The sequence below is a fragment of the Porphyrobacter sp. CACIAM 03H1 genome (genome assembly GCF_002215495.1).
Classification (GTDB): domain Bacteria; phylum Pseudomonadota; class Alphaproteobacteria; order Sphingomonadales; family Sphingomonadaceae; genus Erythrobacter.
This window is the reverse complement of the sequence record NZ_CP021378.1, coordinates 1,225,585-1,242,434: the sequence shown is the minus strand read 5'-3', so window position 1 is coordinate 1,242,434 and position 16,850 is coordinate 1,225,585. Positions and strand designations below refer to the sequence as shown.

At 72.2% G+C, this 16,850-nt stretch carries 5 protein-coding genes; 1 reads left to right on the top strand and 4 read right to left on the bottom strand.

From position 1 onward, the window contains the following. Positions 1-3: 3 nt before the first annotated feature. From CBR61_RS05925 to CBR61_RS05910, 4 genes are all read right to left on the bottom strand, one after another. Entirely contained in the window at positions 4-3,078 is a 3,075-nt protein-coding gene (locus tag CBR61_RS05925; protein ID WP_088913534.1) for a CHAT domain-containing protein, read from the bottom strand. A gap of 1 nt (position 3,079) precedes the next feature. Beyond that, on the bottom strand, positions 3,080-13,057 hold the full coding sequence (locus CBR61_RS05920) for an MBG domain-containing protein (RefSeq protein WP_088913533.1): 9,978 nt from the start codon (positions 13,055-13,057) through the stop codon (positions 3,080-3,082). Position 13,058: 1 nt separating this feature from the next. Then, the gene (locus tag CBR61_RS05915; protein ID WP_233996879.1) at positions 13,059-14,831 is read right to left on the bottom strand and encodes a ShlB/FhaC/HecB family hemolysin secretion/activation protein; all 1,773 of its coding nucleotides are present in this window, start codon (positions 14,829-14,831) and stop codon (positions 13,059-13,061) included. 336 nt (positions 14,832-15,167) lie between these two features. Continuing rightward, on the bottom strand, positions 15,168-16,025 hold the full coding sequence (locus CBR61_RS05910; protein ID WP_088913532.1) for a hypothetical protein: 858 nt from the start codon (positions 16,023-16,025) through the stop codon (positions 15,168-15,170). A gap of 168 nt (positions 16,026-16,193) precedes the next feature. Between CBR61_RS05910 and CBR61_RS05905 the strand changes: the two genes are divergently transcribed. Next, positions 16,194-16,850: a DUF1826 domain-containing protein gene (locus CBR61_RS05905; protein WP_157696513.1), complete on the top strand. Its 657-nt coding sequence runs from the start codon at positions 16,194-16,196 to the stop codon at positions 16,848-16,850.

Below are 16,850 nucleotides of genomic sequence, written 5' to 3'. Positions count from 1 at the left end.
CGCTCAGCGCGCGAGGCGCGCCGCGCCGTCGCCGACGACGGCGAAGGCCGACCAGTAGAAGGGATGGGAGGTCTCGGCATCGTCCATCAGCGACACCTGCGAGGCCTTGAGCGCCTCGGCGGTGGCGCGGCCATCCTCGGCGAACAGCCCGGAGACGAGCCGCCCGGTCGCGTCGAAATCGTCGGGCACCGGCCAGTGGCTCGCCAGCACGGTGCGCCCGCCCGCGCCCACGAAGGCGCGCACCAGCCCGTCGAGCGCGAATTCGCCGCCGCTCGTCACCCCCGCCTCGCGGGTCGCGCCGACGGTGGCGCTGCCGGCGGTGTCGCAGGCCGAGAGGATGACGAGGTCGGCATCGATCCTGAGGCCGAAGATCTCGGCGAAGCTGAGCAGGCCGTCCGATCCCCCCTCCTCGCCGGCATCGGCGCCGAAGCTGGTCAGCAGCGCCGGGCGCGGCGGACATTCAGGCTGCGGCGCGGTGACGAGGCCGTGGGTGGCGAAGTGCAGGATCCGGTATTCGGCGAGGTCGTCGAGGGTGCGGATCGCGCTGTCGGTGAAGGCCGCGCCGGTCAGCACCTGCGCGCCCGCCCCGAAGCGGGAGGCCGCCTCGCGCAATTCGTCGGCCTTGATCGGGTTGGCCCAGATCGCGGGCGACCAGGTGCACTTGTCACCGCCCTCGAGCGCCGCCCGGGTGCGCGCGGCGCCGGGGGTCGCCTCTCCGATGGGCGCGTTCTCGCCGAGCCCGAGATAGGCGCGCTTGCCGTCCGAGGGGCGGCTGCGGCGCACGTCGCGGAAGGCCGCGGCGGCGACCGAGGTGCTCACCTGCGTGCCGCGCCCCAGCCATTTCGTGCCGCGGAAGTCGTATTCGTCGGCGTTCTTCTGCTTCATGCGCGCCTGATAGGCGGCAACGCTGGCATCGTCGGTGACGAGCAGGTTGACCGGCAGCTTCAGCAGCGCCCCGTCGGGCTCGAACACGAGATGGCGGACCTGCGGCAGTTCCTCGGCGACGGGGCCGAACAGGCGGACATAGAGTTCGCGGGCGCGCACGATGTCGAAGGGATAGGTCAGCACCTGCCCGCCCTCGACCACGGCGATGCTCTCGCGGATCCCGGTCACCAGCGCATCGAGCTGCTTAGGGGTCGCATCGACCCGCCACGCCCGCGCGGCATCGCGGGTGGCGTAGAGGACATAGGCATCGGTATCGAGCGTCACGAGCTTGGCATAGGCCTCGCCCTCGCCGAGGATCGCCTGGAGCTCGCCCAGCGTGATCGCGCTGTCGGTGACCGCGCGGTAACGGGGATAGGCGGCGAGGCGGCCGAGCACCTCGGCCTGCTGCTCCTGCAACTGCGCCAGCCGCGCGCGGCGTTCGGCAATCTGGGCGGCAAGGCGGGTGGCGGCATCGGGCTGGTTCTCGGTCTCGATCAGCGACACCCTGAGCTGCTCGATCCCGCGGCCGAGGTTGGTGGCGGTGCGGAACAGCTGCGCCGCTTCGTCCGAGCCTTCCGAAAGCTCGCGCGCGAGGGCGGCCTGGGTCTGGGCAAGACCGGGGCGCTGGAGCAGCTGGCTGGCGGCGAAGAGATCGGCGGCGGCGGCGCTGTCGGCAGCGGCCCCGTCGGTGAGCAGCGCGAAATAGGGCGTCATCACGCCCCTCAGCGAAGGCAGCGCGCGCCCTTCGGCCTCGGCGATGATCGCGCGGTAGATCCCCAGCGCATCATCGCGCCGGCCGCTGCGGGCATAGAGCCCGGCGAGCTGCGCGCGGGCGCTGCCGAGCGCGGGCGAGCCGGGGTAGATGGTCTCGAGCAGGCCGATCGCCGAAAGGTGGAGGCTCTCGGCCTCGGTGGTGTTGCCTGCGGCCTCGGCCACCTCGGCCAGTTCGCCGAGGATCTGCGCCCGCAGCCAGGCGACCGACACCACCCGTCCGCCGCGCACCGCGCCGAGGGTCGCCTCGGCCTCGCGCAGCAGCGCCTCGGCCTCGCCCGCGCGCCCGACCAGGCGCAGCGTGGCGGCCTTGAGATAGGCGTGCTGGCCGTCCAGCAGCCGTGCCCGTTCGAGCGGAGTGAGGGTGGTGCTGAAGGCACCGGTGATGCGCTCGTTCTCGCTGGCGAGCTGGTTGGCGAGCGGACGGCCGAGGCGCAGCTGGCGCAGGTCCTCGGCGTCGGTGAAGCTGGCGGTGACGGGTGCCTCGAGGATCGCGAGCGCGGCCTCGGGCCTGCGCTGGTTGAGCGCATCCATCGCCTCGTAATTGCGCAGCAGGCGGGCGAGCACGGGGCTTGCCGCGCTGTCGGCGCGGACAGCGGCGAACAGGCGGCGCGCCTCGGCGAAGTTGCCGAGATTGGATTGCTGGAGCGCGGAATTGAGCCGCGCCTCGGCCGCATCCGTCCCGGCCAAGGCCGCCGAGGACACCGCGAAGAACTCCGCGGCCTCGGCGAAGTTGCCGGCATTGCTGCGGCGATAGGCCTCGACCAGAGCCTGATCGGCCGCGATCGCCTCGGCCTGCTGGCGGGCGAAGGCGAGATCGTCGGTCGCGCTTGTCAGCGGGATCTCGACCGTGCCGGGCATGACCTTGTCGTTGGCGAGCGAGGCGAGCCCGAGTTCGAGCGCCTTGGCATAGGCGCCGAGCCCGCTTGCGGCATAGGTGCGCCCGCCGCGGGTGCCGATCAAGAGGTCGCTGCGGATGATGCTGCCCTCACGCGCGCAGGCGAGCCGCTGCATCCCCGACAGGCCCGGCACCTCGGCCCCGCCCTCGCCGCCCGGCTTGCAGGTCGCATCGGTGCCGGCAAAGCGCCGGGGGCCGGTCTCGCCGCCATCGCGGGGCTTGACCACCCACAGCGTGCCGACCGGCAGCGCGGCATCGCGGCAGATGATCGAATAGCGCCGGTCGAACAGCCCGGCGCCGGGCTCCGGCGCGAGGATCTGGGCCTCGCACAGCCCGTTGGAGCCGATCGGGAAGGTGTCGCGCAGCGCAAGGCTGGTCTCCTTCTGCGGGCGCGCCGCTCCGGGGACTGCGGCCAGCGCCCCGGCAAGCCCGATCGCGGCCGCGGCGGCCAGTGTCTTGCGGATCATCGTTGGCTTCCCGCTCATGTCACCTCTCCCCGCCGTCCGGGCGCGGCCCGCCGACGCCCACATAGAGCGAGGCATCTCCCCCGCTGGACACCGGATCGTCGAGCAGCGGGTCTTCCGAGATCAGCGGCGCATCGGGCTGTTCGGGGAAGTCCATGCCGAAGCGTTCCTCCTCTTCCGCCTCGCTCGCGGTCACCGGGTCGGAGCCGGCGGCGAGGGAATCGATCACGGTCGGGTTCACGAGTTCCGGCGGGGTCGGGGGCGGGTTGATGGTCAGCTCGCCCGGCGCGAAGGTGATCGCGTAGTTCGCCCCGCCCGTGAGCGTGCCCTGCCGGATCACGTAGCGGCCAAGCAGTTCGCCCGGATCGCGCGCGAGAGCCCCGGTCAGCTGGTCGCCGTTGACGAGGCCGTCCCCGCCGATGGTGAAGGTCAGCGCCGGATCGGGACGGCTGAACAGCTTGGACTGGTTCGCCGCGGTGATCGTCAGCGGACGCGGCGTGATGGTCAGCTGTCCGGCGACGAAGGTCAGGACGTAGTTGGCACTCGCTGCCAGCGTTCCCTGGGTGATCGGGACGATGCCAACGCCCGTGGTCGGTCCGGCCGTCGTCACCAGAGCGCCCACCAGCTGATCGCCGTTGACGAGCCCGGCCCCGCCGACGGTGAAGGTCAGCGCCGGATTGGCGTTGCCGTAGACGCGCGACAGGTTGTTCGCCGTCACGGTGATCGGGCGCGGGGTGATGGTCAGCACCCCGGGTGCGAAGCTGAACTGGTAGCCCTGCTCGCTCAGCAGCGTTCCCAGCGCGGCGGTGATCGCGAAGGTTCCGACATTCGAGCTCGCCGTGGCCGACGTGCCAAGCTGCGGCGCGCCCGAGATGTTCGCGATCCCGTCGCCGGGCATGAACCCGGCGAAGCTCGCCGTGAACGCCGGGTTGGCATTGCCATAGACCCGCGCGGCGTTGTTGGCGGTGACGGTCAGCACCGGCGCGAAGCGGAAGGCGGCGAAGTTGCCCCCCGGGTTGAGCGCATCGTAGGCTGTCGCCGTCGCGACGTTGTAGCGCCGGGCATAATTGGCGAAGCTGCCGATCTGCGATCCGGTCGGCGTAGCCGCGAAGATGCCGTAGTGCCCCCCGCCGGTCAGCACGAGCCCTGCATCGCCGGCGAGATTGACGACCTCGCCGCCGAGCGAGGCGAGGTCGATCGCCCTGCCCGTGCCCGAGGCGGTGAGCACGCCTCCCGCCAGCACGCGGATGTCGCTGCCGGGGCTCGTGCCCTGGTTGCGCACGTCGATCCGGCTGCCGGAAATCCCGGCGAGCTCGATCGCGCCGCTGGTCCGCTGCGGATCGCCCGCCCCGTCGAGCAGGCGCATCGTGACCGTGCCCGTGCCCGCGGCGATGCGGCTGCCCTGGGCCATGGTGATGACCGAGGCGGCGGGCTGGGTCAGCGCCTGTCCGCCGCCGCGGTTGGCGGTGAGCGTGACAGGGCCATCGCGCGTCGTCAGGTTGCCGTTCAGCAGGATCGAGCGTCCTGCCAGCAGGGTGATCGACTGTCCGCCGAGCCCGCCGGCCGTGCTGCCGTCGCTGCGGATCTCGATCGTGCCGCGCGCGTCGAGCTGGATTGCGGGGGCGGACTGCGCCGTGGCGGCGCTGCCGATCACCGCGCCCTGCCCGCTGCGCACCAGCAGGTTGCCGAAGGTGGCGGCGTTGAGAGTGCCGGTGACGTTGAGATTGCCGCCCTGTGCGGCCAGTTCCGATGCCGCCGGGGTGCCGATCAGGGCATCGCCGTCGGCGCTCGCGGTCAGGCTGCCCGCGTTGACGCTCCCGCCGCCGACATCGACGAGGAAGCGGCCCGCGCCGTTGGCAGCGGTGCCGGGGTTGCCGCCGGTGGCATTCGCCAGAAGGCGCAGCTGTACGGCGTTCACGGTCGCGGTGCTGCCGGTGGCCAGCGTGAGCGAGGCCGTCCCGCCGCGCGTCGTGCCGCCCGCCGCGGTCTGGCCGTTGGCGGCGATCTCGATCTGCGGGGCATTGACCGTGCCGCCGCCTGCCAGCGCCAGCAGAGCCTGCCCGCCGGTCGCCGCGCCGCCGGTCTGCCCGGTCGCGCCGCCCGCCGCAGCAGAGGCCGCGACGAGCACCTGCTCCGCCGTGAGCGTGGTCCCGTTGAGGCTGAGGACCGCAAGCCCGCTGGCGGCGTTGCCGACCCGTCCGGCCAGCCCGCCCGTCGCGCGCGACTGGACCCTGAGGATGCCGGGCCGTCCCGCCCCCGCCGCGGCGATCGCCAGCGTCGTGTTGGTCACGATCACGTCTGCGGTGCCGGCGCTCGCCGCACCGCCCTCGCCGGTCGCGCCGCCGGCTCCGCCGGTCGCGTCGGACTGGATCACGCTTTCTCCCGCCAGCGCGAGGTTCGAAGCGGTGATGGAGACGTTCACCAGCCCCGCGCTCGCCGCGCCGCCGATGCCGGTAGCGGCGGTCGCGGCGCCGCCCTGCGCGAGCGGTTCGACGCGGATGGTGCCGCCGTTGATCTGCGTGTTGGCGAGCGTGAGGGTAACGCCCGGCCCCGACGCGCTGCCGCCCGCCACGATGCCCTCGCCGCCCGCGGTGACGCCGCCCATGAAGATCCCGCCCACGCCGTTGGCATTGGGCGTGATGTTGATCGTGGCGCCGGTCGCGATGAAGCGCAGGCCGCCGTTCGGCCCGTTGCCCACGGCATTGCCGCCGCGCTGGCCGGTACCGCCGGTCGACTGGTCGACCACGGCAAGCTCGCCGGTGACGTTGAGCGTGGCGTTGATGACCTCGACCAGCCCCGTGCCGCCGGTCGCATTGCCGCCGTTGCCCGTGCCCGAACCGTTGCCGCCCTGCCCGCCCGAGACTCCGCCGATCAGGTTGAGGTTGGCGACGCCGCCGTTGATGGCGCGCACGAGTCGCTCGCCCCCGAAGCCGGCGCCGCCCGCAATGTTGCGGGCAGGATCGAGCGAGGAGCCGCCCTGACCGAAGGCCGAGAGCACGGTCTCGCCCATGCTCAGCGTACCGCCGTCGACCACCAGCCGCGCATTGCCGCCGGTGCCGGTGCCGCCCGCGCCGCCCTCGACCGAGGACCCGCCGCCATAGCCGCGCGCAAACAGGCGGTTGAAGCCGATGGTACCCGGATCGTTGAAGGGCTGGGCCGGCAGGGCGATCGAGCCGCCGCTCTGGGCGGTGACGAGGATGGTCCCGCCGGTGCCGTTGCCGCCGATGCCGTTGCCGCCGGTGGTGTTGCCGCCGCGCCCCATCGCGCCGAGGATCGCCCCTTCGTTCAGGACCGTGGCCGCACTGCCGGGCGTGTTGCGCAGCACGACGAGCTGGCTGCCCGCGCCGCTGGCGAGCAGGCTGGCCGCGCCGCCGAAGCCGTTGCCGCCCACGTATTCGCCCAAGGTGCCCTGTCCGCCCTGTCCGCCGGCACTGACCTGCAGCGAGCCGAAGCGCGACAGGCCGCCGTTGCGGGCGATTGCCTCGGCCAGGCCGCCGGTGCCGTTGCCTCCGGTGCCTGCCACCCCGTTCAGCACCGCGCCGCCGGTGCCGTTGGCGAACACTCTGGTATTGCCCGTGATGGAACCGCTCCCGGTCGCCGTGCCGAGTGTGCCGATCCGCGCCGTGCCGCCGATCCCGTTGCCCCCGACGCTTGCCGCACTCGTGCCGCTCCGTCCGCCGGTGCCGTTTGCTTCCACCAGCACGTCCTGGCTGAAGGCGGTGTCCAGCGACGAGAAGTTGATGGAGGCCTCGCCGCCGCGACCGATGCCGCCGTTGCCGGTGCCCTCGGACTGCGCGCCGGTGCCGTTCGCAATTACGTCGACCTGCGCCATGGTGAGCCTGCCGCCGAGGCTGCCGAAGATCCCGGCGGAACCGCCGGTGCCGTTTCCACCCGTGATGCCGTTTCCGCCGGAGCCGTTGGCGATGATCTCGGCTCTGCCGCTGGCGCTGACCCGGCCGGCGCGCACGGTCAGAGCCGAGGTGCCCGCCACGGCGTTGCCGCCGATGCCGCGCAGCGCCGGGCTGCCGCCGATCCCGCCATTGCCGCCGAAGGCATCGCTCTGCACCAGCATCCGGTCGAACTGGGCCGAGCCGAGGCCGACCGCGCCGGTCCCGCCGAGCAGCGCAAGGCCCGCCTGGGCGAGACCGCCGAACGCATCGCCGCCGCGCCCGCCGGCCGTGCCCGTCCCGCCGGCGCCGCCGTTCCCGCCTGCCGCCGTGCCGACCGCGACCGCCTGACCGCCGATGATGATCGTGCCGTTGTCGCCGCCTGCGAGGATGAAGGCCCCGCTGCCGAAGGCCGGATCGGCCTGGTTGGGGATATTGCCTTGCCCGCCGCCGAACCCGTCGCCGCCGCGTCCCCCCGCAGTGACCGCATCCCCGGCGCCCCCTCTGCCGCCCACGCCCTGCGCGAAGGCGATGGCATCGCCGGTGACCGAAAGCCGCGCGGTCTGCGTCAGGCTGCCGTCGGCCTGGAAGAAGGAATTGCCGCCCCGGCCGTTTCCGCCCGTGCCGCCGACCCCGTAAGTGGCGTCGCCGCCCACGCCCTCGGTCCCGGCGAAGGCCCGGCCGTTGATCGCGATCTCGCCGATGATCGCGTTCGCTCCGGCGATCCCGCCGAAGGCATTGCCGCCGGTGCGGCCATTGCCGCCCGTCGCGAGCGTTTCGGCACTGAGCCTGCCGAGCCGGATGGTCCCGCCCGCGAAGGTCGTCGTCGAGGCGCGCCCGCCCAGCGCCACCCCGCCGGTGCCGCCCGCATTCTCGCCGCCCTGTGCCTGGGCGCTGAGCGTGAGCAGGCCGGTCACGTCGATCGTGCCCGTGCCCGCGCCCTCGACATTGGCGATCGCCACGCCGGCATCGGCAAGGGAGCCCGCCCCGGCGTTGTTGGAGCTGCCCCCGCGCGCGCTGGCATTGGCCGTGGCATTGCCGTTGATCGTCAGCGATCCGCCGCCCGCCAGCACGAGCATCTGCGCATTGCCGCCAAAGGTATCGGAGACGCTAGAGGCACCGGTCAGCGAACCGCGCGATCCGGTCGCGCTGGCATCGAGGGTGAGATTGCCGTTGAGGGTGACGTTGCCGCCCTGCTGGGCCCTGAGCTGGGCATTACCGCCGCGCGCGGCTGCCCCGGTCACGACGTCGCTGGCGGCGACGCCCACCCCGCGCGCCGTCGCCTGGACGGTGCCGGTGATGGTGAGATTGCCGCCGCTCGCGCCGACCAGCGCCTGGCCGCCCTGCGTCGTGCCGGCGATGCCTCCGGTGGCGTTCGCGCCGGTGATGGCGTCGGCAGAGGCGGTGATCTGGCCGACAGTGAGGGTTGCCGTGCTGCCGGTCAGCGCCTCGATCACGGCCCTCCCGCCGGTCGCGCTGCCGGCCTGCGAGGTCTCGGCGAGGCCGGTGACTTGCAGCTGGCCTGCCGTCACCTGCGTGAGGCCCGCGAGATTGAGCAGCGCCTCGCCCCCCGCTGCGGCCCCGGCGATCTGGTCGGGCGTGGCGGTGGTGGCGAGCGCGCGGGCGTCGATGTCGATCACGTTCGCCGTCAGCGTCGCGCCGTTGAGACCGAGCAGAGCGCGACCCCCGGTGGCGTTGCCGGTCTGCCCGGCGGTGCCGCCATTGGCCTGCGCCCGCACCCGAAGGATGCCGGGATTGCCCTGCTGGTCGGCGACGATGTTGGCGATCGTGCCGACGAGGTTGATGTCGGACGTGCCGCCCGTCGCCCTTCCGCCGGTGCCCGCCGTCCCGCCGACCCCGCCGCGCGCATCGGCCGCGAACACGACCTCGCCCGCAAGGTTGAGGGTCGAATTGGTGAAAGTCGCAGCCAGCGTCGCGCCGGTCGCGTTGCCGCCGGTGCCGGTCGCCGCCACGGCATTGCCGCCGGTCGCGGTCTGGGTGAAGTCGAGCCGGCCCCCGCCGATCTGCGTTCCGGTGATCGTGGCGGTGACTGTCCCGCCCGCCGCATCGCCGCCCGCGACGACACCCTGCCCGCCCTGCATCGCGTTGCTGAGCGTGAGCGCCCCCGGCCCCGAAGCGCCCGGCGCGAGATTGATCTGCGCATTGGTCGCGTTGAGGAAGATCGTCCCGCCGCTCGCGTTCCCGCCGCGCTGGCCATTGCCGCCGGCAGACTGGTTGAACAGGATGAAGTTGCCGGAAAGATTGGCGGTGGCGTTGATCACCTCCATCAGCACCGATCCGGCCAGCGCATCGCCGCCATTGCCGGTGCCCGAGCCGTTGCCGCCCTGCGCACCCGCGCCGCCGCCATTGCCCTCCATCGACAGCGTGCCGGCGTTTATGACGCGGATCCTCCGGGTGCCGCCGGTCGCATTGCCGCCGGTGATGTTGCGTGCGGGATCGGCCGAGGCGCCGCCCTGCGCGAAAGCCGAGAGGGTCGCGCTTCCGGCCACCATCGTTCCGCCGTCGACCGTCATCGCGGCCGTGCCGCCGAACGCCGCCCCGCCCGTGCCTCCCTGCGCCGACGAATTGCCGCCGAAGCCGCGCGCGAAATAGGATGTAGGGGTGCCGACCGGCAGGGTCAGGGTGCCGCCCTGTGCGGCGATCAGGTCGAGCGTTCCGCCGCGTCCGAGGCCCCCGATCCCGTCGCCGCCGACAGTCACCGCCCCGAGGCCGTTGGCGCTGGCGACCGTGAGCCCGCCGAGGGCATTGCCGAAGCCGCCCGGGACGTTGTTCTGGATCGTCAACCGGCTGCCGGTGCCGCCGGCATTGAGCCGGACCGTGCCGCCGATGCCGTCGCCGCCCTTGTGGATCTGCGACACGCCGCCGCGTCCGACCGCATGGACCTGCGCCGAGCCGAGCGTGATGGTGCCGCCGCCCAGCGCATCGAGATAGGCAAGGCCGCCGGTGCCCGTGCCGCCCGCGAAGGCGCCGCCATTGGCCGCGCCCCCGTCGCCGTTGGCGAAGACCTGGGCATGGCCGGTGATCGTCACCGCGCCGCCGTTGGCGGGGGTGACGGTGGCGACAAGAGCCTGCCCGCCGGTGCCGTTGCCGCCTGCGCCAAGTTCGGCCGCGCCGCCGGTCGCGGTGGCATCGATCAGCGCATTGCCGTTGATGGTGACGGTGATCCCGTCGCCCTCGATCGCCGCACGTCCGCCGATGCCGTTGCCGCCTGCGCCACCGAGAACTGCCGCCCCGCCGACACCTCCGGCAAGCACGTTCAGCCCGGTGGCGGTCAAGGTTCCGCCGAGCGAGCCGAGCACCGATGCCGTGCCCCCGGTGCCCGATCCGGCCCCCACGCCGTCCCCGCCCGTGCCAACGGCGCGCAACTCGACCTGGTTTGCGGTGATGTCGCCCGCGCGCACCGTCATCAGGGCGCTGCCGCCCGTGCCGTTGCCCCCCGGGCCTTCCGGAAAGTCGTTGAGCGCAAACCCGCCCGAACCGCCGATCCCGTCGGCCTCCGCGCGCAGGTTGGCAAAGCGCGCGATGCCCTGGCCGAGCGAGCCGTTCTGGCCCAGCAGGGCAAGCCCGACCTGCGCCAGCCCGCCGAAACCATTGCCGCCGAGGCCACCTGCGATCACGCTGGTGCCGGCCCCGCCGCGTCCGCCGATACCGGTCGCCGTGGCGACCGCATCGCCGCCGACCTCGATCGTCCCGTTGTCGCCGCCCGCGAGGATGAAGGCGCCGCTGTTGCGGGTCGGATCGGCCTGGTTGGGCACGGTGAACTGCCCGCCGATCCCGTCCCCGCCGCGTCCGGCCGGGGTGCCGAGCGCGGCATTGACGGCGCCGCCCGCGCCCCCGGTCCCGTTGGCGATGGCCGTTGCCGCGCCCGTGATGGTGACCCGCGCAGCCTCGGCCAGCGTGCCGTCGGCCTGGAAGAAGGCGTTGCCGCCGCGCCCCAGCCCGCCATTGCCGCCGAAGCCGAAATTCGCCGCCCCGCCGAGCGCCTCGGCATTGGCGAGGGCCGTGCCGTTTATCGCGATCGTGCCGACCACGGCATTCGCGCCCGCAATGCCGCCGAAGCCGTCGCCGCCGCTCGTCCCGTTCCCGGCCTCCGCCCGCGCGGTCGCGGCGAAATTGCCGTTGACGGTGACCGAGGCGCCGGTGCCGTTGACCAGCAGGCGCGAGGCCCCTCCGAGCGCCTGCCCGCCCTGCCCGTTGCCGTTGTTGCCCCCGAAGGCATTAGCCGACAGTTCCAGGCTGCTGGCGAACACCACCGTGCCCGCCCCATCGACCGACACGCCCGCCTCGCCCGCATCGGCCAGCGCGCCGCCGCCGGTCGCGTTGGCAGCGCCGGCGAAGGCATTCGCGTCGAGCTGCGCAGTGCCGCCGACATTGATCGTGCCGCCGCCGCCGAACACCCGGATCGCAGCGTTGCCGCCGAAGCTGTTAGAAACGGTCGACGGGTTGGCGAGATCGCTCTGCGCCGCAAGTGCGGCGGCTGTAATCAGCAGGTTCTGGCCGACCGTCATCTGTCCGCCCTGCGAAGCGAACAGCTGCGCCACCCCGCCGCGCGCCTCGGCGCCGGTCAGGATGCCGCCGACATTGGTGCCGAAGGCCCGCGCGCTGATGGTCGTCTCGCCGGCGATATTGATCGTGCCGCCGGTCGCCCCGACCAGCGCCTGCCCCGCCTGCGCCCGGCCCGCGATCAGCTGGACGGCATTGGCCCCGGCCTGCGCATCGGCGGTGACGAAGACCCGGTTGTTGAGCGTGAGGGTGCCGCCCCCCAGCGCCTCGATCCGCGCGATGCCGGCCACGGCATCGATCGCGTTGGGCAGCAGGACCGAACCGACCTGGCCATAGGCGCGGGCATCGACCAGCACCTCGCCCGCAACGGTGAGGCCGAACCCGTTTTCGGCGGTCAGCAGCGCCTGCTCGCGGCCGACGAGCTGGAGATTGCCCGCCACCGAACTCGCCGCCCCGATCGCGGCGGCACGCACCGAATGGGTGCCGATCGCCAGCAGCCGGCTCGAGGCGGTGAAATCCTCGATATTGATGTCGGCGCGCACATTGGTCAGCGCCGCGTTGCCGGCGAAGCGCGCGTTGGCCCCGTCGGCGATGGTGCCGCCGTTCACGGTCCGGCCGGACACGTTGTAGTTGGCCGAGAGGATGATCTCGCCATTGACCACGCCCGCCGCCTGCGCCGGATCGAAGCCGAGATTGCCGCGGAACAGCATGCTGATCGGGTCCGCCGCGGCGCGCGCCACGGCGTAGATCATGTGGTTGTCGTTGAGGTTGCCGGTGCTCGAGGGCCCGCCCACCGTGCCGTCGAGCGTCACCGCCTCGCCCGCCGCCGCCGTCCCGACCGGCACCGAGATGTCGAACAGGCCGTTCGAGAAGCTGAGATTGACCACCTCGCCCGCGACATAGGCGTGGCTGCCGTTGATCCGCGCGATCCCCCGCATCTCGACGTCGGCGGCGACCACCGCGAAGAAGGCGTTCTCAGGCGTCGCCGTGATCTGCGCGCCCGGGGCGATCGAGATGCGCGCGGTCGATCCTTGCGCGCCGGTGAGGGTGAGGTTGGCGCCCTGCTCGGCGAAGTTCTGGAAGCCGGTGTTGGTGGCATCGAGCGTGGTCAGCATCAGGCTGCCGACATCGAAGGTGGCGGTGCCGCCGATCAGCAGGCCGGTGGGCGAATAGAAGGCAATGGTGCCGCCCGGGGTCAGCCCGGCGGCGGTGGTGATCCGGCCGATCACCGCGCCGTCGATCACCGCGATGTTGCCGTTGGTGCTGGGCAGGATACGGTTGAGGACCGCCATCTGGGGCCCTTGCGGGTTGATGAAGGTCGCCGTCGCCCCGGCCCGAATGAAATCCAGCGCGTTGCCGAACTGGTCTTCGTTGGGCGTCCAGTCGATCACGACCGTCGGGGTCCGGACCTCGATGACGGTATCGGTCGGACTGGTGTTCTCGATCGCGGCATTGCCGAGCACCACGGCCGGTTCCGCCTGGATGCCTTGCGCCGCGGCAGGTGCAGGCCCGAGCAGCAGACCGAGCGCGAGCGCCGCGCTCCCGCAGCCGACCAGCAGGCGCGAACGCTTGAGTGCAGCGTGGCTCATCTCAGAATCTCCAGGGCAGCAGGCGGGCGGTCAGAGAGAACAGGAAGCGCACATCGCCCTTGGTGGGCGCCAGATCGGGGCGTTCGAGCGGGACGGCGACCACGAAGTCGCCCTGCAGCCCCGGCCCCCACGCCACCCTGAGCCCGCCACCGGCGGACCACAGCCTGTCGGGGTTGGTCGGCTTGCGGCTGGGATCCTCGTTCCACACGAAGGCGACATCGCTGAAGACGTAGGGCTGGAAGGCCCAGCCGTTCATGTCGGCAGGCGCGAGCGAGCCGTAGCGGATTTCGAAGGAGGACAGGACGCCCGAATCCCCCAGCACCGCGCCCGGATCATAGCCGCGCCCGATCGAGAAATTGCCGGCGGCGATTTCCTCGAAGGCGGGCAGCGGGTCGCCGGTGATCTGCGCCTGCGTCTCGAGCGCGAAGGTCAGCAGCGGGTCGGGCCGGTATTCGATGCCCGTGGTGAGCCGCAGCAGCAGGGGCGTGGGATCGGCCTCGATCCGGCTCGGCGGGGTGGCTCCGCCGAACAGGCAACCGAGCAGGTTGGGGCGGCAATCGGGGCTTGCCTCGATCACGTCGAGACCCTGTCGCACCTCGATCCCGTAATCGAGCCGGAACTTGGGCTCGTAGGGCGAATAGCCCCCGGCCCGCAGCACCGATCCGCGGTCGGTGACATCGCCCGAGAGGCGCGCATAGGCCATCCGCACCCTGTCGCGCGTGAGGCCGAAGCCGTTGAGCGACACGTCCTGGTCGATGTAGTCGAACCCGGCTGCGGCCTGCAGGCTGGTCCGGCGCGTGCGCACCAGCGGATAGCTGGCGTTGATGCTGGCGAACCAGGTCTCGGAATCCACCGAGATGCCGGCAAGCCCGACCGAGGGATTGACCGTGCTCCAGGTCACCTGCCCGCCCAGCCGCAGCCCCTCGCTGCCGATGCGGAAATCATGCGCCAGCTGCACCGTCTGCTGCTCGGCGAAGTCGAGCGTGCTGAACAGTGCGACCGATGTGCGGTCGCCGAGGCCGGTGAGATCGTAGAGCTCGCCGCGCAGCACCCCGCCGAACCGGCCGATCGCCCGCGAGCCGAGATTCTGGAGGTTGAGATCGAGCATCCCGCGCCGCCGGACAACCGCGATTTCGCCCACCAGATCGCCCGGCGCGCCGCCCGCTGCCGGACGAAGCGAGAGGCGCACGTCCATGCCCGGCAGGTCGTCTGCGAGCAGGAGGTAGCGTTCGGCCTCCTCGATGTTGAAAACCTCGGCGGCGGTGAGCTTCTCGAGGTAGCCCGCCACCACGCGCTCCGAGGGGCCGGCATCGCCGCGCACCCGGACCGAGGTCAGGCGCCCGAACACCACGTTGAAATCGGGGATTCCGTCGGCAAGGCTCTGCTCCGGAATCTCGACCGTCGCGAGATAGCCCTTGCCGCGCAGCAGGGCATTGGCCTCGGCGCGGATGTCGCACAGCACCGAAACCGGCAGCTCGCGACCGACATAGCCGGCATAGGCTTCATCGAGCGAGAGCCCGGGGACCCGGTCGAGCCCGGCGAAGGCGGCGCCCTGCACGGTGAAGCGGATATCCGCGAAGTCGGGCCGGTCGAGGGCGCAGGGCGCGCGTTCGAAATCGCCGTCGATCGTGAGCGTCACGGCGCGCTCGGGCGCGCGCTGGTCGGGCGGGACGAGGTCGCTGCGGTTGGGCGGGGTAATCGGCAGCGCCTGCGCGAGGACCGGGGTGGGCGCTAGGGCGATGGCGGCGCTCGCGGCGAGGATGGTCCGCCGCAAGCCGCGCCTGCACCGGGTCTCGCGCGAACGGAGCTGCACTTCAGGCAGGCTGATGAGTGCGTCCGGCAAATGTCCCCCCCAAAAACGGCCGATTCGCCGCGCGGCGGCTCATCGGCCGTTGGCGTGGCGTGGCGTGACTTTGCATTTGCAGCTGCCCCGGCAACGCGCTCCCACCACGCACCTGGACAACCGACGACCCCTCGTATCTGCAAGACTACTCGGGCTTGCAGCAAACACAAGCGCACAGCGCACGGCGCCGGGGGCTGTCGTGCAGTTTGTCGCGTTTGGACAAAATGAAACCGTTTGCAGCGCGCCCGCTGGCCCGCTGCCCGGCGGTCAGTTCGCCGCGGCGAGCATCACCTTGGCCGAGGCGCCGGAAAGGGCACCCGGCTCGGCCGGGAGCTTCGCGGGACGCGCGGCGCCGGGATAGGCCTGCTTCAGAAGCGCGAGGGCCTCGGTGATGCGGGCATGGGCGGCAGGATTCCCGGCCTTGATCGCGGCGCTGTCGGCGGCAAAAGCGCTCGCGGCGACCGTGGCGAAGCCGTAGCCGTCGAGATAGGGCTCGTAGGCATCGTTCTTGGGCAGCTGGCGATACATCGCGCTCGCCCGCTCGATCATGTCGGCGACGACCGCGGTCGAGACCTTGGCGGCGCTGGCATCGGACTTCGGCGCCTTGGCCTCGGCCGCCCTGAGCGCGGCGATGATCGCGTCATAGGCCTTGTTCACCTCGGCGACGGGCTTCCCTGCCAGCGCGGCATCGGACGCCGCGGTGAACAGCGGCTTCACGTCGGCAACGCCGAGCGCGGTGAAGGCCGGGTCCATGTCGAGCAGCACCTCGCTCACCGGGTGGGCGAACATCTCGGCGGCCGCGTCCTTCTTGCCCGCGGCATAGGCATCGCGCGCGGCGACCACGTGGGCCTCGGCCACGGCGAGCGCGATGCCGTAGGCGACCGGGTCCTTGGCGGCATCGGCGGTGGCAACGCCGCCCTCGCCCTCGCCGCCCGCGCCGACCGCGCCCTCACCCTCGCCGCCAGCGCCGCCTTCGCCTTCACCGGCGACCGCCGCGCTCTCGCCCCCGGCCTCGCCAGTGGCACCCGCCTCGCCCCCGGCCTCGCCGCCGCAGGCCGCGAGCAGGCCGCCCGCGAGCGCCGTGCCGAGGCCGAGCTGGGTCCAGAGTTTGAGCGTGGTGTTCATGGCGGGAGGTGTCCTTGGTTGGCGGAAAGTCTGTCGGCCAGCCTCATGGCCGAGATGATAATCACTCGCAAGAGGCTTTTGCCGGGCGGGGCTTGCCTCCGGTCAATCCAGCGGATAGTTGAATGTTACAACGTATCACCAATTTCAGCCCCGGGGTCGCAACCGCAAATGGCCACACTGCTCGATCAACCCGCGCGCTCTGCCGACAACCCCGCCATCCTCGCCGCGATCCGCGATCCCGATTGCAATCTCGCGATCTGGCAGCGGCGCGCCTTTGCCGATTTCACCCCGCTGACCGGCGGCACCCCCAACGACCTGCGCTTCACGAGCGATCCCGATGGCCTGCCCGCCATCCTTGCCGAGGCACTTGCGGCCAATGGTTTTGCCGGCGATGCGGCGCTGCATGGCGCGCTGGCAGAGGATGCCGCTCAGCTGGCGCACCTGTTCTGCGATGGCATGGACCTTGCCACCTTCGAGCTGCGGCTCGAGGTCGTGCGCACCGATTCCTGCCGCAAGTTCCACGCCGACTACGTCACCGCCCGCCTGATCACCACCTATGTCGGCGAGGGCACGCAATGGCTCGACGACGCCGATGCCGACCGTGTCGCCGCCGGGGGCGAGCCGCAGCGCATCAATCGGCTCGCGCCCTTCGACGTCGGCCTGTTCAAGGGCAAGCTCTCCGCCGAGCGTCCCGCGATCCACCGCTCTCCGCCGATCATCGGGACCGACGGCGGCGCGCGGCTGCTGCTGGTGCTCAATCCGGCCAGCCGGTCGTTCGTCGAAAGCCGGCAATCGCCCCTTCCGCCGCCCGTCCATCTGCCCTAA